Here is a 1387-nt window from a genome sequence, read left to right as displayed (position 1 = left end):
GGGACTGTGCTGAATTCGGTGTTTCTGGCCTAACGCGTCGGGCGTGTGCCTGGCGGGGAAGGTGCCGTGATGACGACACTGGATGTTGTGAAGAGAAACAAGCCGGATCCCTCTGCCGAGGAGCTCGCAGCGAAGGAACTGGTCCGGATGGCGGCCGAGCAGGGCCTGTCCCTCACGGGCCCGGATGGGTTGTTGAAGCAGTTCACGAAAACGGTCCTCGAGACCGCGTTGAACGAGGAAATGACCGAGCATCTCGGGCACGAGAAACACCACGCTGATCCTGGCCGGGAGGCCTCGAATGTGCGCAACGGGTCTCGGCCAAAAACAGTCCTGACCGAAGGGACCGGGCATGTACAGATCGAGGTCCCCAGGGACCGGGAGGGCACTTTCGAGCCACAGATCGTGAAGAAGCATCAACGCCGTCTGGGCGGCGTTGATGAGATGGTCCTGTCGTTGTACGCGCATGGTTTGACGACGGGTGAGATCAGTGCGCATTTCGCCCAGATCTACGGGGCGCAGGTATCCAAGGAAACCATCTCCAGGATCACGGAGAAGGTGTCCGAAGAGATGGCGTCGTGGTCCAGCCGGCCCCTGGACGCCGTCTACGCAGCGATCTTCATTGACGCGATCGTGGTGAAGATCCGTGACGGCCAGGTCGCGAACCGTCCGATCTATGCGGCGATCGGGGTGTCTCTGGAAGGAGAGAAAGACATCCTTGGCCTCTGGGCCGGGACCGGTGGTGAGGGGGCGAAGTTCTGGATGAGTGTCCTCACGGACATCAAGAACCGGGGCGTCACCGATACGTTCTTCCTCGTCTGCGACGGTCTGAAGGGACTGCCGGAGGTCGTGGGCAACGTGTGGCCGTTAGCGACGGTCCAGTCCTGCATCATCCATCTGATCCGCAACACGTTCCGGTTGGCGTCGAAAAAGGACTGGGACGCACTGAAGAAAGATGTCCGCCCGATTTATACCGCCTCGAGCCCAGCCGCAGCTCGTGCCGCGTTGGAGGAACTCACCGAGAAGTGGGGCAAGAAATATGGTGCGATCATCCGGTTATGGGAGTCGGCGTGGGAAGAATTCACCCCCTTCCTCGATTACGACGTCGAGGTCAGAACCGTGATCTGCTCGACGAATGCGATCGAATCGCTGAACGCCCGTTACCGGCGTGCCGTCCGGGCTCGGGGTCATTTCCCGACCGAGGCCGCGGCGCTGAAATGCCTGTATCTCGTGACCCGGTCGCTTGACCCCACCGGGGTTGGCAGGACACGCTGGACAGTGCGGTGGAAACCCGCGCTGAACGCGTTCGCGATCACCTTCGCCGACCGCTGGCCGGCAGCAGAAACCTACTAACCAAAAATGCCGGAAACACCGAAAACGTTACAGACCC

Annotated in this window: 1 protein-coding gene; it reads left to right on the top strand. The window is 60.9% G+C overall.

The genetic code is table 11. From position 1 onward, the window contains the following. Positions 1-69: 69 nt before the first annotated feature. Complete coding sequence (locus tag B7R21_RS19345) at positions 70-1350, top strand: IS256 family transposase (protein WP_116284886.1); 1281 nt, start codon at positions 70-72, stop codon at positions 1348-1350. The last annotated feature ends 37 nt before the right edge of the window (positions 1351-1387 follow it).

The sequence above is a fragment of the Subtercola boreus genome (assembly GCF_003399625.1).
Classification (GTDB): Bacteria; Actinomycetota; Actinomycetes; order Actinomycetales; family Microbacteriaceae; genus Subtercola; species Subtercola boreus_C.
Note: the sequence above shows the minus strand (reverse complement) of the source record. Positions and strands in the feature narration are given on the sequence as shown.